At 44.5% G+C, this 25994-nt stretch carries 24 protein-coding genes and 1 pseudogene; 3 read left to right on the plus strand and 22 right to left on the minus strand.

Annotated elements, in window-relative coordinates:
• Window positions 1-33 precede the first annotated feature (33 nt).
• Window positions 34-2166 (minus strand): peptidoglycan D,D-transpeptidase FtsI family protein, encoded by a 2133-nt coding sequence (locus SB24_RS02825; protein WP_039251618.1) that lies wholly within the window; start codon window positions 2164-2166, stop codon window positions 34-36.
• A 340-nt stretch (window positions 2167-2506) separates the two neighbouring features.
• Between SB24_RS02825 and SB24_RS02830 the strand changes: the two genes are divergently transcribed.
• A complete protein-coding gene (locus SB24_RS02830) occupies window positions 2507-3292 on the plus strand; it encodes a CAP domain-containing protein (protein WP_039251620.1) in 786 nt (261 codons plus the stop codon).
• A 35-nt stretch (window positions 3293-3327) separates the two neighbouring features.
• On the opposite strand, the gene SB24_RS02835 is transcribed toward SB24_RS02830, so the two are convergent.
• The 9 genes from SB24_RS02835 to SB24_RS02875 all read right to left on the minus strand — a co-directional run bounded on the left by SB24_RS02835 (window position 3328) and on the right by SB24_RS02875 (window position 14096).
• Window positions 3328-4194, minus strand: a complete 867-nt coding sequence (locus SB24_RS02835) for an NAD(P)-dependent oxidoreductase (RefSeq protein WP_025284653.1) — start codon at window positions 4192-4194, stop codon at window positions 3328-3330.
• 80 nt (window positions 4195-4274) lie between these two features.
• A complete protein-coding gene (locus SB24_RS02840) occupies window positions 4275-6242 on the minus strand; it encodes a methyl-accepting chemotaxis protein (protein WP_039251622.1) in 1968 nt (655 codons plus the stop codon).
• Window positions 6243-6368: 126 nt separating this feature from the next.
• Window positions 6369-7397 (minus strand): spore photoproduct lyase, encoded by a 1029-nt coding sequence (gene splB / locus SB24_RS02845; RefSeq protein WP_007409601.1) that lies wholly within the window; start codon window positions 7395-7397, stop codon window positions 6369-6371.
• A gap of 84 nt (window positions 7398-7481) precedes the next feature.
• Window positions 7482-7721, minus strand: a complete 240-nt coding sequence (locus SB24_RS02850) for a splAB operon transcriptional regulator SplA (RefSeq protein WP_003154646.1) — start codon at window positions 7719-7721, stop codon at window positions 7482-7484.
• 87 nt (window positions 7722-7808) lie between these two features.
• Window positions 7809-9524: a phosphoenolpyruvate--protein phosphotransferase gene (gene ptsP, locus SB24_RS02855; RefSeq protein ID WP_015417356.1), complete on the minus strand. Its 1716-nt coding sequence runs from the start codon at window positions 9522-9524 to the stop codon at window positions 7809-7811.
• Window positions 9524-9790 carry a phosphocarrier protein HPr gene (locus SB24_RS02860; RefSeq protein WP_003154654.1) on the minus strand — a complete coding sequence of 89 codons (267 nt, stop codon included), beginning with the start codon at window positions 9788-9790 and terminating at the stop codon, window positions 9524-9526. The genes ptsP and SB24_RS02860 overlap by 1 nt, the downstream gene beginning before the upstream one ends.
• Window positions 9791-9886: 96 nt before the next feature.
• The gene (gene ptsG, locus SB24_RS02865; protein ID WP_039251626.1) at window positions 9887-11983 is read right to left on the minus strand and encodes a glucose-specific PTS transporter subunit IIBC; all 2097 of its coding nucleotides are present in this window, start codon (window positions 11981-11983) and stop codon (window positions 9887-9889) included.
• A 230-nt stretch (window positions 11984-12213) separates the two neighbouring features.
• Window positions 12214-13080, minus strand: coding sequence for a glucose PTS transporter transcription antiterminator GlcT (gene glcT / locus SB24_RS02870; RefSeq protein ID WP_012117426.1), 867 nt, complete (start codon window positions 13078-13080; stop codon window positions 12214-12216).
• A gap of 50 nt (window positions 13081-13130) precedes the next feature.
• On the minus strand, window positions 13131-14096 hold the full coding sequence (locus SB24_RS02875; protein WP_015417354.1) for a LacI family DNA-binding transcriptional regulator: 966 nt from the start codon (window positions 14094-14096) through the stop codon (window positions 13131-13133).
• Between the two features lie 100 nt (window positions 14097-14196).
• On the opposite strand from SB24_RS02875, the gene SB24_RS20475 reads away from it, so the two are divergent.
• Window positions 14197-14322 carry a hypothetical protein gene (locus SB24_RS20475; protein ID WP_014721086.1) on the plus strand — a complete coding sequence of 42 codons (126 nt, stop codon included), beginning with the start codon at window positions 14197-14199 and terminating at the stop codon, window positions 14320-14322.
• Between the two features lie 57 nt (window positions 14323-14379).
• On the opposite strand, the gene SB24_RS02880 is transcribed toward SB24_RS20475, so the two are convergent.
• The 6 genes from SB24_RS02880 to SB24_RS02905 form a co-directional block, all read right to left on the minus strand.
• On the minus strand, window positions 14380-15474 hold the full coding sequence (locus SB24_RS02880; protein WP_039251629.1) for a M24 family metallopeptidase: 1095 nt from the start codon (window positions 15472-15474) through the stop codon (window positions 14380-14382).
• 113 nt (window positions 15475-15587) lie between these two features.
• Window positions 15588-17501 (minus strand): heavy metal translocating P-type ATPase, encoded by a 1914-nt coding sequence (locus SB24_RS02885; RefSeq protein WP_039251630.1) that lies wholly within the window; start codon window positions 17499-17501, stop codon window positions 15588-15590.
• 243 nt (window positions 17502-17744) lie between these two features.
• Window positions 17745-18239 carry an endospore biogenesis thiol-disulfide oxidoreductase StoA gene (stoA, locus tag SB24_RS02890; protein ID WP_039251632.1) on the minus strand — a complete coding sequence of 165 codons (495 nt, stop codon included), beginning with the start codon at window positions 18237-18239 and terminating at the stop codon, window positions 17745-17747.
• Window positions 18240-18301: 62 nt separating this feature from the next.
• Window positions 18302-19642 carry a polysaccharide biosynthesis protein gene (locus SB24_RS02895; protein WP_039251635.1) on the minus strand — a complete coding sequence of 447 codons (1341 nt, stop codon included), beginning with the start codon at window positions 19640-19642 and terminating at the stop codon, window positions 18302-18304.
• Window positions 19643-19757: 115 nt separating this feature from the next.
• Complete coding sequence (locus SB24_RS02900; RefSeq protein WP_015417352.1) at window positions 19758-20381, minus strand: cell wall hydrolase; 624 nt, start codon at window positions 20379-20381, stop codon at window positions 19758-19760.
• Between the two features lie 275 nt (window positions 20382-20656).
• Window positions 20657-20851 (minus strand): hypothetical protein, encoded by a 195-nt coding sequence (locus SB24_RS02905; RefSeq protein WP_007409591.1) that lies wholly within the window; start codon window positions 20849-20851, stop codon window positions 20657-20659.
• Window positions 20852-21014: 163 nt separating this feature from the next.
• Between SB24_RS02905 and SB24_RS02910 the strand changes: the two genes are divergently transcribed.
• Window positions 21015-21200 carry a YkvS family protein gene (locus SB24_RS02910; protein WP_003154669.1) on the plus strand — a complete coding sequence of 62 codons (186 nt, stop codon included), beginning with the start codon at window positions 21015-21017 and terminating at the stop codon, window positions 21198-21200.
• A 72-nt stretch (window positions 21201-21272) separates the two neighbouring features.
• Here SB24_RS02910 and SB24_RS02915 read toward each other — a convergent pair whose 3' ends face one another.
• The 6 genes and pseudogenes from SB24_RS02915 to SB24_RS02940 all read right to left on the minus strand — a co-directional run bounded on the left by SB24_RS02915 (window position 21273) and on the right by SB24_RS02940 (window position 25853).
• Entirely contained in the window at window positions 21273-21548 is a 276-nt protein-coding gene (locus tag SB24_RS02915; RefSeq protein ID WP_007409590.1) for a DUF3219 family protein, read from the minus strand.
• A gap of 417 nt (window positions 21549-21965) precedes the next feature.
• Complete coding sequence (locus SB24_RS02920) at window positions 21966-22901, minus strand: glycosyl hydrolase family 18 protein (RefSeq protein ID WP_039062982.1); 936 nt, start codon at window positions 22899-22901, stop codon at window positions 21966-21968.
• Window positions 22902-22997: 96 nt separating this feature from the next.
• Entirely contained in the window at window positions 22998-23225 is a 228-nt protein-coding gene (locus SB24_RS02925; RefSeq protein ID WP_039062980.1) for a LysM peptidoglycan-binding domain-containing protein, read from the minus strand.
• A gap of 15 nt (window positions 23226-23240) precedes the next feature.
• On the minus strand, window positions 23241-24440 hold the full coding sequence (gene ykvP / locus SB24_RS02930) for a spore protein YkvP (protein WP_007409587.1): 1200 nt from the start codon (window positions 24438-24440) through the stop codon (window positions 23241-23243).
• A 317-nt stretch (window positions 24441-24757) separates the two neighbouring features.
• Window positions 24758-24970, minus strand: a pseudogene (locus SB24_RS02935) (7-cyano-7-deazaguanine reductase); the annotation flags it as partial.
• A 136-nt stretch (window positions 24971-25106) separates the two neighbouring features.
• Window positions 25107-25853, minus strand: coding sequence for an SDR family NAD(P)-dependent oxidoreductase (locus SB24_RS02940; protein WP_039062979.1), 747 nt, complete (start codon window positions 25851-25853; stop codon window positions 25107-25109).
• Window positions 25854-25994: the final 141 nt, after the last annotated feature.

Below are 25994 nucleotides of genomic sequence, written 5' to 3' on the forward strand. Positions count from 1 at the left end.
GGCGCACGAGATGTTCGGCCGCCCTTTCATTTGTTATTTTTTATTGTATTTCTTTTCAAGCTCTTTGTAAGCGTCAACTGCTCCCTTGGCAATGTTTTTGCTGACATGATCGTGATCATCCTGAACAGACGGAACGACGACGCTGAATGCCACTCTTGGATGTTCTGACGGATAATAGCCGACAAAGGTCAGGTTATACGTCTCTTTCCCCCACCAGTTTTTGTTCGTGCCGTAATAGTGCGTCTGCGCGGTTCCCGTTTTTCCGGAAACATCAGCGCCGGAACCTTGGAATGTTGAATAAGCCGTTCCTTGAGGTGAGCTTGTAACCAACTTCATTCCTTTATGAACTTGGTCAAAATCGCTCGGACTGTTATTTACTTTGTTCAAAATTTTAATATCTCGCTGTTCAATCGCTTTTCCAATCTTGCTTTTGCTGTCCGGTTCATGAATGCTTGTGACGATCCGCGGCTGGACGCGATACCCGCCGTTTGCGATGGCTGAAATATATTGAGCCATTTGAAGCGGCGTATACGTATCAAACTGTCCGATCGCAAAGTCCAGCAGCAATCCCCCGACCAATTGCGGATTTGACTGCATGCCCGCTGATTCCTGCGGAAGATCAATCCCGGTCTTCACACCCAAACCGAATTGGGCATAGTAGTTGCGCATTTTCTTAATATCGTCTAATCCGGCAGGCAGCGTGCCGTACGGCCTGTAGGTAATGCCGGCGATATGCATGGCCACATGAAACATATACACGTTTGAACTTCTTTGCAGCGCGGTCAGCTCAGTAATGGCTCCCATTTGTGTCCACGATTGTTTTCTCGTTTTGCCTTTAAATACAAGCGGTGCATCGACAAACGTTTTATAATGCGGGAGGCCGCTTTGGTAACCCGCGAGAACAGTCGCTCCTTTAACAGAAGAGCCCATCTCATATTGGGTCGTAAATGATCCGATCGCAAAATCCTGTATTTTATTTGTTTCGAGATCGATGCGTTTCCCCGCCATTGAGAGAATATCCCCGTTGTTCGGGTCCATCATGACGGCAAATCCTCTGTCAACCATATAGTTGCCTGCAGCGCGGCTTCTTCTCAGCTCTTTTTCAATGACTTTTTCGACTTTCGACTGTAATTCCATATCGAGCGAGAGCTGCAGATCGTAGCCTCTGCTGCCTTCATCGACGGGCTTTTGGCTGACGACTTCACCTTTGCTGTTTTCCACATACTCTACTTTTTCTTTATGTGCGTTTAAATAGTCTTCATACTGATATTCAATGTAGCTTTTTCCCACCCGGTCATTCAGTGAGTAGCCTCTTGTGACATAATAATCTTTCCGTTCGCCCAACAATCCCTGTTCCGGTGTCGTCACACCGCCGAACAGAGAGTACAGCGTTTTATCGTACGGATATTTCCGCGTCCAGTCATTGATTACGTCAATGCCGGGGAGCTCTTTCAGGTGCTCGGATACGACGGAAACTTCTTCATATGTCAGGTCGCTTTTTGGTTTTTGCTTGTTGTTTTCATGCTCGTCAAGCAGTGAACCGCTGTTTCCGTTTCCGTTCAGCTTATTCGGGTCCATTGATTTAACGACTTGCGGCTGATAGGCGTTGCCGCTTGAAAAACGCGTATAAATCGCCGCGATTTCCAGCTCTTTTTTATTTTGTTTGATCGCATCAATCTCCTGCTTCGGGACGCGTTCAATCTGGCGTTTGTACACTTCTTGGGATTTCAGGCTGTTTTCTGAATCCTTCATAAGCTTTTCCGCCTTCTTTGGATGTGCGGCAAGCCAGTAATCAATGATATTTCGATCCTTCATAAATTCAGTATCAATATGAATCAGTGCGGCGAGATTTTTTGCCGTTTTCAATTTGTCCTTAGCCGAGGTTTTTGAGGTAGAAACATATACAATTTCAGGCACAGCCTGGTTATCAACCGCAACTCTGTTCCGCTTGTCATACATCTTTCCCCGCGGTGTCGGATAATAGGCGGTTTTTGCATTTGCCTTCTCCGCATCCTGGCGGTGTTTATCCCCTTCGACAATCTGGACGATGCCGAGTTTAAAAATCAGTGCCGTAAAGAGAAGAAAAACAATCAAAAAATAGAGATTCATTCTCAGCGCTCTGTAACGTTTCGTTTTTTTCTTTGGTTCGCGCGCGACTTCAGCCACTTTCTGTTACACCTCTCAAATCATTGAATATATTTACATAAACAGATTTTAATTGTAACATTTTTGTAAAAGTTGTTACAGCGAAAACGGGTAAAAAAAACTGTCAAGATCAAATTATCTTAAAATATATCTAACACTTCAAATAATTTGAAGAGATGTAACGGATTTTAAAAAATAAATACAGATCGTTTTTCCTGATATAAAGCCATTTTTCTGTGCTCAATTACAATTATGACAAACGTTTGTTGTCAAAGGAAATGGCTGCCTGCATTATGACAAAAAAGCTGTGATAAGATTTTTCATGTAGAAAAAAACAACTTCTCTGGGAGGCTATAAACTTATGAAAAAAGCATTTCTCTTATCTGCCGCCGCGGCAGTCAGTTTAATTACATTCGGAGGCATTCAGCAGGCATCTGCCAAAGAGCTGTCATGCCAGCACGTCGTTACCGTAAAAAAAGGAAACACCGTACAGCATCTGACTCTTCAAGAGGCTGTTGAAAAACTACATATGAAAACGAGCGTGAAAAAGCTGAACGTTAAAAATGAGAAAGAACTGAAACAGCAGCTGCAAAAACACGCAAAGCATTCTGATATGACAGTTAAAGACGTTCAAAAAGAAACACCGGCAAAAACGGCTCCGGCAGCTGCTGAAAAACCGAAAGCCGATCAAAACCAGCAAAACCAGGCTGCTGACAATGCAAAGCAGACAGATAACACAAACAACAGCAGCGAGAAAACTCCTTCATCTGTCAGTGCGTACGAAAAGAAAGTCGTTGAATTGACAAATGCAGAGAGACAAAAGCAAGGCTTAAAACCTCTGCAGATTGATGATAAACTAAGCAAATCAGCTCACGCAAAATCACAAGATATGAAAGACAAAAACTATTTCGATCACCAAAGCCCGACTTACGGCTCACCTTTCGATATGATGAAATCTTTCGGAATCACTTATAAAACCGCCGGTGAAAATATCGCCAAAGGCCAGCCGACTCCTGAAGCCGTTGTCAAAGCTTGGATGAACAGTGAAGGCCACAGAAAGAACATCATGAATCCTGAGTTCACTCAAATCGGTGTCGGTTACGTAGAATCAGGAAACATCTGGACACAGCAATTTATCGGAAAATAAATAATAAAAAAGATTGCCCCTGCGGGCAATCTTTTTTATTTCACCCAAAGCTTATAAATGCTTTGAGTTCCGCTGTTTTCTTCACCTTGCGCGGAAAGCTTGTCGTATAATGATTTGGCGAGCGCCAATCCGGGCATCTCTTCTCCCATGAGCTCCGCTTCTTCAAGGGCGATTCCCATGTCTTTAATAAAGTGTTTCACGTAGAATCCGGGCGCAAAATCACCTTTCAGCATACGGGGAGCAAGATTTGACAATGACCAGCTGCCAGCCGCTCCGGTTGTAATGCTTTTCAGCACTTGTTCCGGGTTCAGACCGGATTTTTCAGCGTAAGCCATCGCTTCAGCCACTCCGACCATTCCCGCTGCAATCGCGATCTGATTGCACATTTTCGTATGCTGGCCGCTGCCGGCCGGACCTTGATACTGAATGTTTTCCCCCATAACGGAGAAAAGCGGCAGGCATGCTTCAAACGCTTCTTTTTCTCCTCCGGCCATAATGGCAAGCGTTCCGTTCCGCGCGCCGATGTCTCCGCCGGAAACGGGTGCATCCAGAGCGTGAATGGATTTTTCTTTGGCCTGCTCCGCAATCTTTTTCGCCAGAGACGGTTTTGATGTCGTCATATCAATGACAAACGCCCCTTCTTTTGCGTGCCGGAGAATGCCGTTTTCGCCGAGATAGATGTCCTCGACATCACTCGGATAGCCGACCATAGTAATAATAATGTCAGCTTTCTCTGAAAGGTCTTTGACCGTCTCCTGCCAGACCGCTCCCTTATTCAGAATCTCTTCCGCTTTTTGTTTCGTCCGCGTGTAGACTAAAACAGGATAGCCCGCTTCTAAAATGTGCGATGCCATACTGTTTCCCATGACGCCCAAACCGATAAATCCGACCGTTTTGTTCACTGCGCTTTCCTCCCCTGATGCGATTCATATATCACTCTTTCATGTCTATATTACCATATTATAGGCTGATAGAGACCGCGTCACAAGGTGAATTTAGAAATGGCGCTGATCAGATCTTCGCTTGCGCTCTTTAACATATCAGTCGATTGCTTCACTTTTTCAAGCGTAACGAGCTGTTCATCAGTAGAAGCATTCACTTCTTCCGCCGCTGCCGCAGATTCTTGAGAAATGGCGGAGATGCTTTGAATCGCTTCTTGAATCGCGGCTTGTTCTTCACTCATTTTTTGAATGTCATTGTAAATATGATCTATACCTTGAACGAGAGACTGCATTTCCGTCGTAATCAGATTGAGAACCTCACCCGTTTCATGAATAGCGCTGTTTTGTTCATCATTCATTCTGCTTGCCTCAATCATCGCGTGTGACGCTTCTTTTGTCTCTGATTGAATCAGACGAACCGTCTCACTGATATGGCCGGAAGAAAGAGCTGATTGTTCAGCAAGCTTGCGGACTTCTTCCGCGACGACGGCAAAGCCCCGTCCGCTTTCTCCCGCTCTTGCGGCTTCTATGCTCGCATTCAGCGCCAAGAGATTCGTCTGGTCTGAAATAGCGGATATTGCCGTCACGACTTCTTCTATGTTTTTCGTTTGTTCTTCCAGGTCATTCAGCATTGCCTCTACTTTTTTCGTTTCTGAATTGGCTTCGTTTGACTTCATCAGCAGCTGCCCGAGCGCGTCCAATCCTTTGTAGCTGGCATCCTCTGAAGATTTTGAGAGTTGTTTTATGCTGCCTGCGCGATCTGCGATTCCTTTTATTTTGACTGAGAGATTTTCTGATTTTTCGTTGATCGTCTCAACCTCTGACGCTTGCTCTGTCGCTCCGGCGGCGACTTCCTCTATCGCTTTTGCGATTTGTCCGCTCGTTTCATTTGTTTCTTGTGAAATGACGGTTAGCTGGTCAGATGTATCAGACACATTTTCTGAGGAGGCCTTGACCTGTTCGACCATCTCTTTCATATTTTCAACCATTTGGTTAAAGTCTTTTGTTAACTCGCCTACTTCATCTTTTGATTTCGTCTGAGCGCGGACGGTTAAATCTCCCGCTGAGACTGAATTTGTTTTTGCGATCAGCTGCTGAATCGGCCCGGTTATCGTTTTTGCGAGGAAATAGCTGAGTCCGATCGTAATCACAAGGGCGATCAGTGACATAAAAATGCTCACCGTGTTCATTTTGTCGGCTACTCCCATCAGCTGATCTTTTTCAAACTGCGTTCCGACTTTCCACCCTGTTTCTTTTACCGTTTGGTAGACGACCATGTTCCCCTGCAGCTCTTTGATGCCTTCTTTGTCCGCAGTGATGTCTTTTAACGTCTGATCTTCCGAAATATTTTTTCCCTGTTTTGCCGGATGGGCCAGAAGAGAGCCGTTTTCATCCGCCAAAAACGCAAATCCTTTATACGGAACCTTTTGCTCGTTGACCATGCTCTGAATGGAGGACAGCTTCAAATCTAAGCTCGCCACTCCGACGACGGTTCCGCTGTTTTGAATGGCTTTTGACGCCGTCACGATCATGTCTCCCGTCACTGCATCTTTATAAGGGTCAGTCCAGACAACCTTATCGGGTTTTTCAGCCGCCATCTTATACCACGTTCGATTTGTCGGATCATAGTCTTTGGCAAAATCGGCCTTTGGATATGTAAACATTTGTTTGTTTGCGGTTCCGACGTACGCAAGCGCGACATATTTGTCATTCTGTCCGATCTGTTTTAACTCATCGTTAAAAAGCCGCGCGGTTTCTTTCTTCCCATCTGATAGAAAAGACCGGGACAATTCACCGTCTGCTAATCTCATTAATACGGTCTCATCATTTTTCAGCTGAAGCTCAATGTTCTGACCGAGTGAATTGGTGACATTCTCTGTCGTACGTTTTGCTTCCTCCGTCATCATCGGCTTTAATGTCAAATATGAAGAAACCGTTAAAAAAATAACCGTTACGATAAGCATTGCCGAGACAAACACAGCAATTTTGATGTGCATTTTTTTAAACATAACCATCCCCTCCTGAGAGTTATATCGGTCTTTCGGCCAAGAAAATGAATAAACCTTGAAATAAATATCAAACATTTCCGCCATTTGGCGCAGCAAAAAAAGAGCCGTCGTACCGACAGCTCCGCCTTACGTAAAATATTCGATTTTCGCTTTCGGGAAATAGGTTTCGATATAAGATTCCAGTGTTTCCCTTAAAGCATGCTCTTCGTCTTTTTGGTATATATACTTGCCGATTCCGTAGCGACCCCATTTGTATCTGCGCTTTTCTTCATCAAGCTCAAGCTTTGTTTTCGGATAGTTCTTCTCAATCACCCGTTTGGCCGGTTTTGTAAAACGGTGCTGGATCAGTTCAAATGTGATGTCATGCCGAACGTCTTCATCAAGCGCCGCATCAAGTTTCTCAAACAGTTCCTTATAGCCTTCCTCCCAGCCATCGTGAATATAAATCGGCGCCACGATGAAACCGAGCGGATAGCCCGCTTTAGCGACTTTAACGGCGGCTTCTATCCGTTTGTCGAGCGGAGAAGTTCCCGGTTCAAAGTTTTTAATGACATAATCCGCATTGATGCTGAATCTGAACCTAGTCTTTCCGTTATGTTTTGCATCAAGCAAATGATCGACGTGGTGAAATTTAGTCACGAATCTGAGCTGTCCCAATTCGCTTTGTCCGAAATGTTCAATGGCTCTTTTTAATGTATGTGTCAGATGATCGATTCCTACGATATCAGACGTACAAGAGGCTTCAAATCTTGTAAATTCCGGCGCCCGTTCTTTCATATACTCATCAGCCTGATCCAGAATCTCTTCCACATTGACATATGTCCGAATGTAGGGCTTTGACCCCATCGTCGTCTGCAGGTAGCAATAGTGGCAATGCCCCATACAGCCCGTCGCAAACGGAATGGCATATTCGGCGGACGGCTTTGAAGAATCGAATTTCAGTGTTTTCCGGACGCCGATTACCAATGTTGATTTCGCGTTCCGGTATTGCTGCAAGTGATTTTTTCCCGGAATATTCCGGACTTGATTATGCGATGTCGTTTCTCTGATCTCAAGCCCCATGTTTTCAAACTTATTCTTCAGCTCTTTTCCTAACGGGTATTCGAGCGCTCTCGGTTCAATATAAACAAGCTGGGGCACAAACGGCTTCAGCATAGACAGACACTCCCTTTACATATTCTCATGTTGTTACTTTCCGTTTAAAAGAGAGTGAATATGCGTTGTAAACATTTCCTTTGATCAATGATACCGGTCTTCTTCAAAAAGCTCGCTGTAAAGCGCTTCCGCTTCCTCATATGTCGAAAAGACCGCGTCATCTTCGGCCAGCGGATGATAGGTTTCGTATAAAAACAGAGACAGTTCTCCCTCATGATACGGGTGATGGACGATCTCCGCCTCTTTAATATGGGCAACATTGGCGGCATGCGGATTGCGGTAAATCACATAGACCGTATCCCCCGCTGCAAATGATTTTGTCATGATAATCCCTCCTGTTGAAAGTTATTGTTCCCCCCTTTTTTCCGAATATGAAAAAAACCAGACGGCTTACACCGTCTGGCTTTTGTATTACTTATTGAATGTTTCTTTAACGAATGCGACAACCTCTTCTGTCGTGCTCATAGACAAGATTGTTTCTTTGAATGATTCAGCTTCTTTTTTAGAAAGCTTGCTGATCTGCGTTCTTGCCGGAAGGATGGATGTAGCGCTCATCGAGAACTCATCTAAGCCTAAGCCGAGAAGAATCGGAATCGCAATTTCGTCTCCCGCCATTTCTCCGCACATGCCGACCCATTTGCCCTCTTTGTGAGCGGCTTCAATAACAAGGGTGATCAGACGGAGAATCGCCGGATTGTATGGCTGATACAGATAAGCTACGCGCTCGTTCATGCGGTCAGCAGCCATCGTGTATTGGATCAAGTCATTTGTTCCGATACTGAAGAAGTCAACTTCTGCGGCAAACTGATCTGCGATAACGGCTGTAGACGGAATCTCTACCATCATACCGACTTCAATATCGTCAGAAACCGCTACGCCGGCTTCGACGAGTTTTTCTTTTTCTTCGAGAAGAATCGCTTTCGCCTGTTTAAACTCGTTTACTGTCGCAATCATCGGGAACATGATTTTTAAGTTTCCGTATGTACTTGCACGAAGCAGCGCACGAAGCTGAGTTCTGAAGATTTCTTGCTCTTCAAGGCAAAGGCGGATGGCTCTGTAGCCTAAGAACGGGTTCATTTCTTTAGGGAGCTGCAGGTAAGGAAGCTCTTTGTCGCCGCCGATATCCAATGTCCGCACGACAACTGATTTTCCTTCCATACGCTCAAGAACCGTTTTATAAGCGTCAAACTGCTCGTCTTCCGTCGGAAGCTGGTCGCGTCCCATGTAAAGGAATTCCGTACGGTAAAGCCCTACAGCTTCTCCTCCGTTTTCAAGAACGCCTTTTACATCGTCAGGTGTGCCGATATTTGCGGCAAGCTCTACATGATGGCCGTCTTTAGAAACAGTCGGTTCATTGACGAGCTTCGCCCACTCAGCTTTTTGCGCCAGGTAAGCACTGTGCTTTTCTTCATATTTCTTTAACGTTTCACTGGAAGGATCGATGATCACATCACCATCGATGCCGTCTACGATTACCGTAACACCGTTTTCAATTGTCCCTGTAGCCGCTTTTGTGCCGACGACAGCCGGAATTTCAAGCGAACGGGCCATGATCGCGGAGTGTGAAGTGCGTCCGCCGATATCAGTTGTAAAACCTTTTACAAACTGACGGTTTAATTGCGCCGTATCAGACGGTGTCAAATCTTCAGCCACGATAACAACCTCTTCTGAGATCATGCTCGGGTTCGGAATTTCCACGCCCAGCAGGTGCCCCGTCACACGTTTTGTTACGTCACGGATATCCGCCGCACGCTCTTTCATGTATTCGTTATCCATTGATTCAAACATAGTAACGAACATGGAAGCTGTTTCTTTCAAAGCGAATTCAGCATTGACTGAATCTGTGCTGATTTTCTCCTTTACCGGGTTCAACAGCTCAGGATCACTCAGAACTAAAAGGTGCGCGGAGAAAATGTCAGCTTTGTCTTGTCCCAGTTCTTTTAAAGCATGCTCTTTAATTTTTTCAAGCTCTTCTTTAGAACGTACAATCGCTTCATCAAAACGGCTTACTTCAGCCGCAGCATCAGCAATGTTTTTCTTTTCAACCGTTAAGTCCGGCTCTTCAAGCCGGTATGCTTTCGCAATCGCAATTCCGGCTGAAGCGCCTATTCCTTTTAATTCTTGCATTACTCGCCGAGTCCTTCGCTTTTCATTGTTTCTTCTAAAGCGTTAAGAGCATCGTTTTCGTCAGCGCCTGAAGCGGAAATTGTGATTTCAGCGCCTTTAGCGATACCTAGAGACATAACGCCCATGATTGACTTAAGGTTTACTGTTTTGCCGTTATATTCTAAGTTTACGTCAGCATCGTATTTGCTTGCAGTCTGTACAAGAACTGTCGCAGGACGAGCGTGGATTCCGGAATCTGCTGTTACTTTAAATGTTTTTTGTGCCATGATTATCATTCTCCTTTAAATTAAAGCTATTTTACTACACAATATTATATCATACAGCCGTACTTGTCATCTGACAAGCACGGCGTATTTATATGCTTATTTTCCGATTTTCACAATATCTTTTTGTTCCCGTTTTACGGTACCTTCGGCCGAAAGGGAAATCGCTTCACCCTCGGCAAGATTTGTAAAGACAATCGGTGTCATTAATGAAGGAACATGAGGTTTAACCGCTTCAAGATCAACTTCAAGCAGCTTTTGCCCCGGTTCAACCCGGTCACCCTCAGAAACAAAAGAAGTGAATCCTTCGCCTTTCAGACTGACTGTGTCGATTCCGAAATGAATCAGGATCTCTCTTCCGCCGTCAGACTGAAGGCCGATCGCATGTTTTGTCGGGAAAACATTCAGCACTTTTCCGCGGACAGGCGATACGACGATTCCTTCTTCAGGAAGAATCGCAAAACCGTCACCCATCATTTTTCCTGAGAACACCTGGTCAGGCACATCGGTAATCGGATGGATTTCGCCGGTGATCGGAGAAGCGAACACTTCTTCACCCTGCTCGTTTCGGAGCGGATCTGCGATAACCTCTTCAACCTGCTGGCTGACTTCTTCTTGCGCGGATACTTTCGGTTCAGGGCGCGGCGTGCGTCCGGCGATAATATCCTGCATCTGTGTTTTTAAACCGTCAGAACGCGGGCCGAAAATGGCCTGAATGTTGTTTCCGACTTCAAGAACGCCTGAGGCGCCAAGCTGTTTCAGACGGGCCTTATCCACTTTCTTCTGGTCGTTGACCGTAACGCGAAGTCTCGTGATACAAGCGTCAAGGTGCTTAATGTTTTCCTGATCACCCATTGCCTGCAGGATTTCATAAGGAAGGTCGCCGGCTTCGCCTGAGGCGCCCGCACCTTCATCCGCAGTCTCTTCTTCACGGCCCGGCGTTTTCAGATTGAACTTTCTGATCGCAAACCGGAAACCGAAGTAGTAAATGAGTGCTAGTCCTAAGCCGACCGGAATGACAAGCCACCAAGCCGTCCGGTTAGGCAGAATTCCGAACAGGAAGTAGTCAATCAGACCGCCTGAGAACGTCATACCGATTTTTACATGCAACAGCTGCATAACCATAAAGGAAAGTCCCGCGAATACGCAGTGAATCGCAAACAGGATAGGAGCCACAAATAAGAATGAGAATTCAAGCGGCTCGGTAATTCCCGTTAAGAAACTTGTCAGAGCGGCAGAACCCATGATTCCGGCTACAAGTTTTTTCTTTTCAGGCTTCGCTTCATGATAGATTGCAAGCGCTGCCGCCGGAAGACCGAACATCATAAACGGATATTTCCCCGTCATAAATGTTCCCGCCGTCAGCTGTACGCCGTCTTTGATCTGAGCCATGAAAATCCGCTGATCTCCGCGGATGATGTCTCCTGCGGCATCTTTATAGCTGAAAAATTCATACCAGAACGGCGAGTAGAAAATGTGATGAAGACCGAACGGAATCAATGACCGCTCAATCATCCCGAAAATAAAGGCCGCCAAGGTTGGATTCGCTTCCACAAGGCCCGTGGAGAAGGAATTCAGACCGTGCTGGATCGGAGGCCAGATCACTAACATAATAAGACCGAGAATTAATGCGGAAATTGATGTGATAATCGGGACAAACCGCTTACCCGCAAAGAATCCGAGGTACTGCGGAAGTTCAATTTTATAAAACTTGTTGAACAATAACGCGGCCAGGACCCCGACGATAATACCGCCGAACACGCCCGTCGCCAAAGTGGGTATCCCCAGCATGTTAATATAGGCCGGATGGTTTTCCGCAAAAAACTTTGCCCGTTCAATTTTGTCAGACGGAATACTGCCGTTCGCCATAAGCACGGCGCTCATGGATACGTTCATGACCAGGTATCCGATAATGGCCGCGATTCCGGCAACACCGTCTCCGTTGGCAAGACCGATCGCAACCCCTACTGCAAAAAGAAGCGGCAGGTTGTCAAATACGATTTGGCCGGCGCTTTCCATGACGTTCGCCACAAGCTGAACGTTATCATTGCTTAAGAAATGCATGACTTGAATCATATCTTTGTTCTGCATGGCATTCCCTAACGCAAGCAAGATCCCCGCAGCCGGTAAAATCGCAACCGGAAGCATAAGAGCACGGCCGATTTTCTGGAGAACGCCGAATAATGCTTTAAACATAAAAGATGTACCTCCTCTGTTAGCTAGTGTGACCTTACAGCGAAAATTCATGACAACGAATTCACTGGCGCAAGTCTTCAGTTTAACCGTTTACATTTGCCCTTTTACACAACAAAAAAGGCATGAGTAAAAAGGGTGTGCAAAATAACGGGACCGTTCTTCCCGTTTTTTACCCTCAATCACTCATGCCTGATCGAATCAGTGACACGTTTTTAAGGTTTCAACTGAAATTATGAAATTTTATTGGTTAATCGGTACAAATGAAGCGTGAGATAAACCGCTTCCGCCTCATGAACTGGTTTTTTCAGTATTTGCTGCAAGATTTTTATCAGTTTCCAAGCAGTATTGTAGCATAGCGGGTATTCATTTTTCAATAATAACATTAACTTTTCTGGTTCTTTTGTCTGCTCTTCCCGATTAATCCTGTCTATGGTAAATCTGATATGCCGGATCAGCCGCAAATAGTGGACGCTTTCTTTATTCACTTTCATCTGGAAAGATTCCTCAATCACCTGAACGAGCCGGGACATCAGCTGTGAATGCTGATTGACCTCTGAAAGGGGCCGATTCGTCAGGGCGGAGTGGATATGCAGAGCGATAAAGCCGATCTCTCCTTCCGGAAGGCAGATTCCCGTCTTTTCATTAATCATGCCGACGACTTCACGGGCAATTTGGAATTCTTCCGGATAAAGCGTTTCGGTTTCCATGAGAAACGGGTTTTTAATGTCAAAACCCTGCTGCAGCCGCTTTACCGCAAAGGCGATATGGTCAGTCAGCGCAATATGGATATGCTCATTTAACGGTTGGCTTGTCCGCTTCTTGATATGATAAATGACGTCATTGGAGATGTCGACAAGTGTCTCGTCCACATAACCGAGGAGCTTTTTAAATTGTTTTTGTTCTTTTTCATCCTTTAAGATGAACATCTTGTCATACCCTTTATCTTCAATGACATCCGCTTGTTTTTTTCCAAAGCCGATCCCTTTTCCGATTAAGACGACCTCACTGTATCTATCATGTGTTGCGATGAGCACATTGTTATTTAATACCTTTTCAACTGTAAAGGACCCCTTCATGATCCTCAGCTCCTTTGTCATTCAATACCTCATATCGTACAAAACGAACGGAAAGCGCGTCAATTCTTTTTTTAGACGGTTGATCGTTCAATAAGGCGGTAATCAAGAACTTTCCTTGCCGGAGGCCCGCCGCTGATCCGGTTCTCAAGCATGTGAAAAGCCTGCTTTCCCATTTCTTTTGTTTGTATATCTATTGTGGAAATACCTAACATCTTGCTGATATCATGATTGTCGATGCTCAAAATCGCAAGCTCTTCCGGGATGCGCGTCCCGTTTGCCTTGGCTTCAAGGTAAAGACCTGCGGATACTTGATCATTCGCCGCAAACAGCGCAGTCGGTTTGTCATCCCAGCTCTTCCATCTATGAAAAAGGGCTTTCCCGTCAAGCAGCGTCAGCGCCTTTTCCACAACCAGCTCTTCCCTGTAAGGCTGCCCGATCTTCTTGAGCGCCTCTTTGTATGCGGCAATGCGTACTTGACTGTTTTTTCCCTTTTTTCTGGCCAGGCTGATCGCTATTTTCCGGTGTCCCTTTTCTATCAGATAATCCAGACCGTGCCGAAATGCTTCCCGATGCGGATTACTGATGGAGGAAAGCCCTGCCGCATCAGTGTACTGGCAGAGGATGAGCGGTTCTTTCACGGTAAGCAGATGTTCATCAGGAATTGCTTTGGAGCAGATAATCAGGCCGTCCACTTGGCGCTCCTGTAATTGTGATAAAGCAAAACGTTCTTTTTGCTGCTGATAATCTGTCTGGTATAAAGAAAGATGCACGCCTGACGCTTCGGCAGCCTCGGCAATACCTGCAACAAGGTCCGCAAAATACGGAAGATTCACCGACGGAAGCACAACGCCGATCATATCGGAAAAACCTTTGGATAAATGCACAGCATGAATGTTGCGCGTATATCCGAGCGATTGCATCGCTTTTTTCACTCTTTCTCTTTTGTCCTTACTTACATAAGGATGATCATTTAATACTCTTGATACCGTTGTAACGGAAACCCCGGCAGCGCCGGCAATGTCTCTGATCGTAGCCATGGCGTCCCCCCCTTTCTTTTTTTCCCTTGATCTGGAATGCGTTTCATACAGTAAGCTAGAAACAGATACATCCTATTCGTTTGAAAGGAGAAGAACAGCGATGGGAATTCTTTGCTTAATCGGTTTGTGTCTGGCCATAGTCGGCGGCAGTTACCTTGCCATGCGGCCCCTGAATGAAAAGCATGACATCAAACCATTTCAGCATTTTGATGATTTTTTCATTTAAAAGGTGATAAAAAAGGACGCTGCGTTCCAGAACCGTCCTTTTTTATCACAAAGCTTTCTATTTCAGAATCGTTAATTCTTTCGGATACTGCGTTAATGCTTCGGCGCCGTCTTTTGTGACGAACACATCGTCTTCAATGCGCACGCCGCCGACATCCGGCACGTAAATCCCCGGTTCTATCGTGTACACCATGCCTTCTTTGAGGAGTGTGTCGTTCGCGCTGCTCATTGATGGATATTCGTGAACCGAAATCCCGAGTCCGTGGCCGAGGCGGTGCGGGAAATAGTCTCCGTATCCGGCTTTTTCAATAATGCCGCGGGCTTTTAAATCGAGATCGCCGATTCTGACGCCTGGTTTGCTTAATTGAAGCGCCGCCTGTTCAGCTTTAAGCACCGTTTCGTAAATCTCTTCCTGTTTCGGGCTGATTGATTGGTATGCGAATGTTCTCGTAATGTCTGAACAGTAGCCGTCAAGAATAACGCCCAGATCAAACAGAACAAAATCGCCTTTTTTCAACCGGTCTGCACCCGGATTCCCATGGGGCTGGCCTGATTTTTCCCCGAACAGCACCATCGTTGAAAATGACATGCCCTGCACGCCTTTTTTCTTCAGCTCAAACTCAATCTGCGCGAGTACTTCGGTTTCACTCACACCCTCTTTGAGCGCCGCAACACCGACTTCAACTCCGTAATCCGCGAGCTTTGCCGCTTCCCTGAGAATGCTGATTTCCTTCTCATCTTTCACGAGACGAAATTGGTTGAGCGTTTCTTCTGCCGAAACAAATGCCGCGCCCCCTGAAGCTTGTTTGAGCTGTTCTGAGCGGGAAAGAGAGATCGAATCCTTTTCAACCGCGATGGAATCAAGCCGCACATTTCGTTTTGTGAGCTCGGCTTTGATCAGCTCCCACGGATCTTCGTGATCGCCGTAGCCGATAATATCATGCTCCCACCCGGCGTTGCGGGCTTGTCCGGCTTCCATTCCCGGACAAACGAAAAACGGCTCCTGTTCCTGAAACAGGAACAATCCCATTAACCGCTCATGCGGATCCGTGTAAAAATCAGTTAAATAAAATACGTTTTCCTTTGTATGTATAAACGCCGCATCATGTCCTTCTTTTTTCAGCCAAGATGAAACACGTTCTAATCTGTTCATTTTTTGCTTTTCCTCCTTACCAAAGTGACTCTTTATTCATTCTATCAGTTTTCTGGCGTTTATGCTGTGAACGAACATTTAAAAAACAGCCGCCCGATGTGCGGCTGTCATGTTTATTTTAATAATCTCAGTCCGTTCAGAATGACCAGAATCGTGCTCCCCTCATGCCCGATCACGCCAAAGGGCAGTTCCATCACCTGCAGAAAGTTAGCGCAGATCAAAAGGCAGATGACCGAGAGCGAGAAAACAATATTCTGCTTAATAATCCGGTTCATTTTCCTTGAGAGTCTGCACATTTTCACAAGCTTGTGAAGATCATTTTTCATAAGGACTAAGTCAGCCGTTTCAAGGGCCACGTCCGTCCCCCCGCCCATCGCAATACCGACGTCAGCGGTTTTCAGAGCGGGCGCGTCATTAATGCCGTCCCCCACCATGGCGATTGTGCCGTACGTTTCTTTCAGCTTCTTCACTTCTTTTGCCTTTTGGTCCGGCAGACAATCGGCAACAACCGTCGTCATGCCCGCCTCTTTTGCAATGGCAGCCGCAGTTTCAGACTGATCGCCGGTGAGCATGGCTGTTTTAATACCCAGTGATTCAAGCTCAGCCATCACGGCTTTGGCTTCAGGTCGGATTTGATCCTTTAAGGCGAAGCAGCCTGCAATCCGGTCATCTTTTTTAACAAAGACCAGTGTAAAGCCTTTATCCTTTAATTCTTTTCCCGATGTCTGCAAAAAAGCATCTGCCGCATGTTCGCCTGCAAATCCCGCTTTTCCGACCATCCATTTGACGCCTTCTATTTCAGCCTGAACGCCGAATCCCGACGTCTCGTCAATCGATAGATGGCCTGCGGGCGCGGCGCCCCGGCTTTCGGCAAATTCAGCTATCGCTTTTGCAAGCGGGTGGCTTGATTGCTTTTCTATCGCATACACCGCCTGCATGATCTCATCTTCACTCACATGTTCCGCAGCTTGAAATGCCGCGACTGCCGGCTGTCCCTTTGTGACCGTGCCGGTTTTGTCAAATGCGATCATCCGTACGCTTCCCAGCTGCTCTAAAAACACACTTCCTTTAACCAATAATCCGTTGCGGGCCCCATTTGAGATAAGGGAAAGCGCAGCGGGCATAATAGAAGCGACAAGCGCGCACGGGGAGGCGACCACCATAAACACCATCGCCCGGTAAAAGGTTTCACTCCAGCTCCAGCCTAAAGCGAAATGAGGAACGAATAAAAGCAAAGCCACGGCTAACAGCACGCCTTTGACATAGACACTTTCGAATCGCTCAATAAATGCCTGAGCCGGTGACACGCTGTTTTGGGCTGATTCCACCAGCCGGATGATTTTTCTGAATAAAGACTGTTCATTTGTTTTCGTCACACGGACCGTTAAGGAGCCGTTTCCGTTTACCGTTCCTGTAAACACAGAATCTCCTGCTGTTTTTTCCGCCGGCATCGCCTCACCCGTCAGCGCCGATTCATCGAGGCTCGTCACGCCAGACTCAATGATCCCGTCTGCCGCTACGCGTTCGCCCGGCTTAATGACGATCATGTCACCGATCTTAAGTTCAGCAGCCGGCACCCGCTTTTCCCGTCCGTCCGCAAGCAGGGTCGCTTCCTCCGGTTCCAGTTTCATCAAGGAGGTTAAATCACGGCTGCTTTTATTCATCGTATATGTTTCGAGCGCGCCGCTTAACGAAAAAATAAAGATAAGAACAGCGCCTTCCGCCCAATAACCGATCAGGGCGGAGCCGACAGCCGCAAAAATCATCAGCAGTTCCACATTTAACGCCTTCGTCTCAATGGTATCCTCAATTCCCTCTTTCGCTTTTGCAAATCCCCCGATCAGGAAGGCAAGGATATACAAAGTGACGGACAGGCCTTTTGTTTCGGTAAAAAACCAGGCCGCAAGAATAAGGACGCCGGATACGAGCGCCGCAATGAGTTCTGCATGCTGGAGCCACTTTTTTCCGGCCCGCTCTTCTTGTATGTGCTGTTGTGAATGGGTTTGTGTCATCACTTGTTCATTCATTATGAATTCTCCTCTCTAATTGAGAACGCAAATCATCTTCAATTCCCCGATAAAAGTAAAACAGCCGCCTGACAGGCAGCATTTTCACAGTGTTATCGCAGTGTTTTCTTTATTATAGCATGCCGGCGGAAGATTTCAATTATAATTGTTTTAATTTCTTTTTGATAATAATTATCATTAGTGTTTCTTCAGCTGTTCATTATATGCAAAAAAAGGTGCGGGAGGAATTCCTCCCGCACCTTTTTAATTCTCTGACCATTCTTTTAACTGTGAGGCGGTCATCGGACCGACGATCTTTTTTTCGATTTCTCCTTTTTCATTCAGCAGAAATGACGTGGGAATCGTCATGACATCGTATTCCTTCATAAGCTCGCCTTTCGTGTCAAGAACAATCGGGAATGTGAGATGGTGCTGAGTGACAAAGTTTTGAACGGTATTTTTATTTCGCTCGGCATTCATCAAATTTACCGTTACAAGGCTTACATCATCAGACTGATGCTGTTCAAAATAGGTTTGGAATTGCGGCAGTTCTTTTTTGCACGGCGGACACCACGATGTCCAAAAATGTAAAATCGTTTTCTGCCCTTTATTCGGAATCGATATTTCGTCTCCTTCAATCGTCTTCATCAGAAACACGGCGGGAACTGCCTGTTTTTCTGATGAGGCTTTTGCTTCAGGCATCCAGACGGCGGCAGCTATCAAAAGGACTGCACATACAATTAGGCGGGTTTTATGCATATGATCTTCCTTTCACGCGTTTCGGATAGCTTGCCCTTCCTTATTGAAATGTATCAGCCTTTTCAGCTTTCAATCCGGGGCGCTGTTCTTCCGCCGCCCGTCAAAAACACAGAGACACCGAGGTCTTTGCAGATCGTCGCGTAATGTAAACTTGTCAGAAGAATCATGCCGGTATTCATACCGAGTATAATGCCGAGCATTTGCAATTCCGGCATAGAACCGAGCACATACATCATCGAAAGCCCTACAATGCTGCTCCATACGTTATGATAAAACGCCGTTTTCACGTGGCCGATGCCGATCAGACAGGCTTGAAGCGGCATCACAAACAGATGAAAAAGAAAAAACGGCCACAAAAGCTGCAAATAATACTGCGCTTCCGGAGACTGAAAAAACAAATGGGTCAGCGGGCCCGCGAACTGAAACATGACCCAGACCGCCGGAATGCCATAGCCGAATGTAATAAAAATCGCTTGTCTCAGCCGTTTCAGCACAATATCATATTGGGACAGCGCATACGCTTCTGAAATGCTGGGAATCATGACGACCATCAGCGAATGGGCGATAAATGCGGGAAACGAACCGATTGTCATCGCTACACCGGCAAGCATGCCGTATTGATCAATCGCGGCTGTCCCGGCTGCCCCGGACGCCAGCAGCGCTCCTTTAACCAAGAAGGGTTCAACTGCGTTTGTCACCGCATGAAATATACGAAGTCCCGTTGTCGGGATGGATACGGCCAGGAGGCGTTTCCGCACGTCTTTCCCGCGAAGATGAATGTGCTGATGGCCGGAAAGCGCCCTCCGCGCCAAAATAAACTGCGTATACAAATAAACGAACACCACAACATCGCTTGCGACCAGCACAAATAACGAAATAAGCACGGCCATATCAATTTCAAAAGAGTACCATTGAAAAAAGATAAACAGACAAAGCACTTGAATGATTTTTTTCAAGACATTCGCAACCGCGATTTTTCCCATTTGCTGCACACCCATAAAATAACCTCTGGCGATGGATGTAAAAGCGACGACTGGAATCAGCCCGATGACAATCCCTTTAATAAAGGGGTGATACGTATCGAATACGGGAATGAACGGCAGCGCGACGCTTGCGGCCGCGGTTGAAAACGCGGTAAAAACGGCGGTCATTCTGAAGGCATGCCGGAGCATGCTTTCATGCAGCTTCTGATTGGATTCCGCGATGAATTTTGAAATAGAGATCGGAAGCTCCAGACTGGCGATCACGATAATTAAAAAGATGGTGGGCAGAATGCTCATGTAAAGCCCCATCCCATGCTCGCCAAGCTCCCGCGCCAGTATCATATTCACGACAAATTCCAGACATTCCGCGAAAAAGGCGGCGATGGATAAAAGAATGATCCCTTTCACAAATCGATTCATGGTGTCTCTCCTTGTCTCTCGTTCTTCCATCATCATATGAGACAAGTTCTGAAAATATTTTCGATTTCTCAAAATTGAAAAAAGCATAGCGGGGATATTTTTTATCCCGCTATGCTTACATCGCAAATACGTGTCTGCCGATCCGTTCGATAATTTTTCGGGAACGGATCCAGTGGTCAGATGCCGTTTTCGGATTGTAGAAAAACAACGCGTCCGTTTCTCTTCCCGGATGGTCAAGCGCCTCATTTGCGGCGGCGATGGAATCCTTATCCGGCTTTTGATTAATGCTTCCGTTTGCTACCGGTTCAAATGCATTCCTTTGATAGATCACACCCCGAATGGTATCCGGGAAGCCGTTTTTTTCAGTACGGTTCAGCACTACGCTGGCTACCGCAACCTTCCCTTTATAAGATTCACCTTTCGCTTCTGCGTGAACGAGACGTGACAGAAGTTGTCTGTCAGCGCGGGAATACGTTTTTTTCGGCGGCTGATAAGCCGTCTCTTCCGGTTTTGCCTTCTTCTCTTGGTGAGATGACAGCTTTATCGGTTGGATAGAATGCTTATGATCCGTTTTTGAAAGCTTCGGAACCGAGCTTTTTTTATTTAAATCAGCAACCAGTGTGCTGGGTTCTTGCTTTGGCTTCTTCGCAAAAGTAAACAGAGCTTCTGTATGTTCAATTTTTGATGCAGGCATAAAACATAGAAAAAAGACAGCCAAGGCAGCAAATTTTGTCGTCATACGATTTCCTCCTTAAATACTTCACTACCTTAACAAGAGCTGTGCGCAAATTCACGGTTAAAGATTTTCCAGTGCTCCCAATCAGCTTTTATGATGGAAGAAGTTCGTTAACAGCCTTGTTATTGGCAGGAAAACAGCCGTCATTTTCACAACATTAACCAAATAGCAGTAAAAGTATCCATCGGAGGGATTTTACATTTTGTTTACATCTGTTACAGCAAGATGAAATGAGAAACCAAAAAACAAAAAAAAGACTCCTCAAGTGCGAGGAGCCGTCAGCTTCTTGGCTGTTCTAAATACTGAAATACAACATCTCCGCCCTGCTGTGCAATACCGCGGAAATGCTTAAAATCTTCCTGCTTCGATAAAACTGCTCGAAATGCAAGAAAATGTTCTTTCTGCACCCTGAATTCTTTGATTTCACCGGTGCGCATTTGGTTGATACATTCTGAAATTTCCTCAGGCAGCAACGAACACAGCCTCCTTTTCTCGGCTTTTTCCCGAAAATCAATATACCATCTTTCCCCCGCCGGGACAATGATTGAGCGGGCTGATACCCATATCGCTTTACTTCTTAAAGAAAATACTGCAAAATATTTTCAAACAGGATTTATGATAAAGGAGAGGAAGCTCGTGAAAATTGCTAAGGTTGGAAACGTCATTGAATTTAAAAACGGATTAACCGGTATTGTTGAAAAAGTAAATGAAAACTCCGTCATCGTTGATGTAACCATCATGGATAATTATCGTGACCTTGAATTAGATTCCCTCACTGTCGTCAACCATAAGAATTATAAAATCATCAGAGACTCCTATTAAACCCCCCGAACAATCCGAACCATTTACATATCCCGCACAAAAGCTGCCGCCCGGCAGCTTTTTCAAATGAATTCAGATCTCGGTCATTTCTACAAAAAAATCACCTGTCTCATCTTTATTGTAAAGATTAGTGACGGATGTATAGTAGTTGGTTATTTTACCGCGGAATTCAAGCCCACGCTCGGGCGCCTTGATGTCAAATGTTTTTTCATACAAAAGGACGGCAATATCATGATACGTTTCAGAGGTCACCTTCAATATAAATGAAATCATGCGGCCGTTTTCACCCGCACTTTCTTTACAATCATACATTTTCAGTCTTACACCGTTTAACTCTAACGGCTCCATAACGAACACTCCTTCTTTTTACAGGACATGCTATCATGCTGACCATTCCTTTACAATTGATCCGCTCCGAATGAGAAAAAACAGCGCAGGCCTTTACAAACATACGTTCCCTATTTTATAATGAAACAGACGAGCTGCCATCCAGCATCCCGTCTTTTCATTAGAAAGCGGCGAGTGGAATTCCCCCCGGATTCGCTCGTCTTTTTTATGTAAAACCCCCTCATTTCTGAGGAGAAACTATATGGTCGATTATCAACAAGTCATGGTTCTCCACGTACCTTGGCGCCTTGAATTTCCCCATCCTTTAATGAGAGTGGTCAATCAATTCTCATCATGTTTTTTTTAGATAAACCAGCATCCATTCAGGATAGAGATTCATTGCAATTATCTTCGAATTTTGCTTTGAACTATAAATCATTATATATTTTTAAACACTGTATTCCAGACTGACGCATCCTCTTGTCCAAGACTCCAGCTGCCAAGACCTTTCAGATTATATTTTTGAGCAAGTTTTATTTTTGCTCTGAGTGACTGTTCATTTTCAAACCATAATGTATATGTTCCCGAAGGCAACAGCCCCTTGTTATCGTGATTGACAGTAAAAATAGCTTTTGGAGATTGACTCTTTGTGTCAAAAATAATTGTCCCGTTATGCCTTTTTACTAATGAGTCAACAAGGTAAAGGGGAATGGCTTGAGAGGCAGATTGGCCTTTCATCCAACAGCGGCCATAGAATGGCAATCCTAAAACTAGTTTTTTAGGAGAGATTTTTTGGGTCAGAGCATATTGAATGGACTTTTCCACCCATCCTACACTTGCAGTAGGTCCAGCAAGGTGGCTTTCATCGTAGGCCATAATCATAAGGTAATCTGCATATTTAGCTAAATACTCGTAATCATATGATCCGTGCCAGCCCTTTGTCCAGCCAAAAGGATTTGCCGCCACTGCAACTGATACTTCTTTATGTCTAGGAATACTTTCTCTTACCAATCTAACAAAATCTGTAAATAAATTCCGATCTTTTTCTGTAAGGTTTTCTATATCGATATTAACTCCGTCCAAATCCAGTTCTTCTATTGCATGAGAAATTTGTTTAGCTAAAAAAACTCGCTTCATTAATGAAAATCGTCCCAAATCCTGATCCCAATGATTGCTTAGAAAAGGAACTACTTTTAATTTTCTTCTATGAAGAGCTTTAATCACATCGGGATTAGCTGAACGGAGAAGTAATGATCCATCTTTTCTGATATAGAAAAAATCAGGAGACACAACATTTAATACTCCGTTCGTTTGATCAACGTGTTGAATAAAATCCCATCCTAATCCAGAATAGAAATAGCTCATTTGAAACATCTCATAACCCCTTCATCCCCAAAAATATCAAGTTCCCCACAAATAAAAAAATGAGGATTGTCATTTCAATTTGATTCGTTTCCGAAACCTCAAAGATTATCTTTCTCTTATCTTTATAATTTGTCCAGGATAAATTCTATCTGAAGAAAGCTTATTAAGATTCATAAGTTGTTGTACCGGGATATTGAAGGATTTAGAAATCGTCCATAATGTATCGCCGGATTCCACATGATATACTTCGTATGTCACGGGAAATTCCATATAACGAGGCGTTCTTTTTACTTTATTCGCTTGATTTCTTATTTTAGGTATTTTCCCCTTCATTCATATTACTCTCCTTTAGAAAAATTTGTTATCAATATTTCTAAACAGTTTCTCTCTAATCTTAATGATTTGTCCAGCATATATTTGATCTGATTTGAAATGATTAAGCTCCATGAGTTGCTGCAGGGATACATTATACTTCCTGGCAATTATTGATAATGTTTCACCGGGAGTAACATGATGGATCACGTATTTTTCTTTGAGAACATCTACATAATGAATGGTTTTCCCTAAGTTTCTTATAATTCCTCTGCTTTTTAGCACCTCAAGCATTCTCTCGGCTCTATGCAGATAGGAATCATTCTTTACAGCCTTTTTACCGTTTATCTGAATCTTTTTTCTCTCGCTATCATGATTCAAATAGTATTTAACCTTTTCCAATGTTTCTTTTGGGGAGGAAGAAACGATGAGATCGCGGCCAGGTTTGAATTTACCTCGAACTGCTGGTGTATCCGATGTCAATAAAACCCCCCCGGAACCAAGAATCTCATAGGTGCGTTGCGTAAGTTGGCTTTCACAGTTTTGCAAACCGATAACGACTTTTGCTGAACTGTAGACTTTATATGCTTCAGTATAATCAAGGTATCCATGGATCCAATTGCGGGGAATTTCTCTTCCTATATATTTACTCATTTTTTCCCAGTTTCTCCCCCAAAAATCAATGCGAATACCCTTCCGTATAAGAGGACGAATAAGCGTTTTTAAAGAGGACGAACGGAACACTTCCGGATGTTCTTCAAGAAAATTAGGGTAAGCATTAGCCACCACTGCTATATCACAACTGTATTTTGCTAATGGTTTAATCTGGTGATGTATACTTTCGTGAAATGCAAAGTCTAAGTGAGCTGCTTTAATCCCCATGCTTTCATAAGTTTTACACAGAGAAGGCGTAACCGTGAAAACAAAATCTGGTTTCACCTTTTTAATTAACGGGATAGTAAAGTTTTGAGTGTGCAGCGGGTCTTCAGTTGCCCAATAAACGAGAGGGATATTCACCTTTTTAGTAGCGTTGCGAATCCAGGCCTGCTTTTCCCTTGAATGCTCTGGTGTCCATCCCATAGATACTATTAGATCTGGTTTAAATTCGTCTATCATTTCAGTGATATTTTCCCGACTTACAGGACCGGAAATCATTACGGTATGTCCTGCTTCCCTAAACCCATTTGGTAAACCATAGAGCCACATGGGATGACTCTCGAGGAAAAGAATTTTCACACATTTTCGCCCTCTCTTTCACTTTTTAATGTCTACTTTATTGGTATGTAGAAGAGAAATAATTTGTCGCGGTACCAGTCTATAAAAAATGTTCAAGTGCAAGATAACGTGATTGGATATGGATGCCCCACAAAAAAAGAAAGCAATCTACAACATATTTTCCTTTGATTTTGTTAGCCTTTCTGCCAAAATACTTTCGTTAATAAATTGTTTTTGTGCTTAAAAGAAAAAGACGTACACATTTGTACGTCTTACATTACCTCTGCAATAGCAATTTATTTGCATAAAAAGTCATAATAGGCACGCTTTTATAGTGATTAACGATTATCAATCGTCTCCGGATACAAATCATGATTCATCATGCGGTACTCGGCCATTTTTTCATATTTTGTTCCCGGTCTGCCGTAGTTTGTATACGGGTCAATGGAGATTCCGCCTCTAGGCGTGAATTTGCCCCATACTTCAATGTAGCGCGGGTCCATTAATTCGATCAAGTCATTCATGATGATGTTCATGCAGTCCTCGTGGAAGAAAAGGCAGGTCAAAGTCTTGTCCCATAAGTACTTGCTCTAGACATTAATCATGAAGTCACACCAATTTCACACCTTACCAAACGATTGATTTTAACCTTTTTTGGGGACTATTTGTAATCTCTGCGCAGTGAAATTATACCTGTGCTAGCCCGCCATCTACGAACAATTCAACACCCGTCAAGTAAATGCTTTCGTCTGAAGCAAGGAAAGATACAGCGTTTGCTACTTCTTCAGGTGTCCCAACTTTTCCAGCTGGAACAGTATTTCTGGTATTTTCCATTGCTCCTTCAAGTGCATCACCAAAAAGTTCATCGTATGCAGGTGTAAGAATAACTCCTGGACTCACCACATTTACACGGATTTCAGTACCTTTTAGGTCAAGAATCCAGTTGCGAACTAGTGCTCTTAATGCTGCTTTAGATGCTCCATATACACTAAACGCTGGGTTGCCAATTGATCCAGCAGTAGAGCCCGTTACAATAATAGAACCTACTTTGTCCGGGAATAGTGATAACGCTTTTTGAACAGTAAAGATGGTTCCTTTAACGTTAATGTCGAACGTTCTATCAACCTGCTCTTCAGTAATTTCACCTAATGGAAGGAAGTTGCCGGTGCCTGCATTAGCAAAAAGAATGTCCAACTTACCTTTTTCCTGCTTTATCATGTCATATAGTTTATCTAAGTCTTCAAGCTTAGAAATATCACCTTGAACACCGGTTACGTTCTTGCCAATTTGGTTAACAGCTTTATCAAGTTCGTTTTGTCTACGTCCCGTGATATAAACATATGCACCTTCGTTTACAAATTTTTGTGCTGTAGCAAGACCAATCCCACTTGTTCCACCCGTTACAAGCGCTATTTTACCTTCAAATTTACCCATACTTAACACTCCTTTAGAATTGATTTTATTTTATGTCTAGTACCTTTAAGTACTTGAAGAACAACTTACAAGATATAGTATCCTTCAGTAAGCACATTATCGGAAGTACCCACTTTTTTGTGATATAGTAACTAAAAAGTA

Source organism: Bacillus sp. Pc3 (assembly GCF_000815145.1).
Taxonomy (GTDB): domain Bacteria; phylum Bacillota; class Bacilli; order Bacillales; family Bacillaceae; genus Bacillus; species Bacillus velezensis.